Origin of the sequence: Verminephrobacter aporrectodeae subsp. tuberculatae At4 (assembly GCF_000193225.1) — a bacterium.
Taxonomy (GTDB): domain Bacteria; phylum Pseudomonadota; class Gammaproteobacteria; order Burkholderiales; family Burkholderiaceae_C; genus Acidovorax; species Acidovorax aporrectodeae.
Map to the genome: position 1 here is coordinate 1 of NZ_AFAL01001052.1, position 213 is coordinate 213.

Consider the following 213-nt stretch of genomic DNA (forward strand, 5'->3'; position numbering starts at 1 on the left):
TGCGCGATGCGCGCGTGCAGCCAGGCGCGGTCCTGCGGCTCCAGGGAGAAGAGCGCGCAGGCGCGAAGCCCTGCGCAGGCGCCTTGCGCATGAAAATCCGACAACGGCCGGCCCGACAGCAGCCACACCTCCAGCGCCCGCTGGATGCGCTGGCTGTCGCCGGGGGCCAGGCGGGCGGCGGTGACCGGGTCCGCGCGCGCCAGCTCGGCGTGC

Annotated in this window: 1 protein-coding gene; it reads right to left on the reverse strand. The window is 76.1% G+C overall.

The annotated features are described in order from the left end of the window. Positions 1-213: tRNA dimethylallyltransferase (locus VTU_RS30410; protein ID WP_010110699.1), on the reverse strand; the 213-nt coding region annotated here is incomplete at both ends.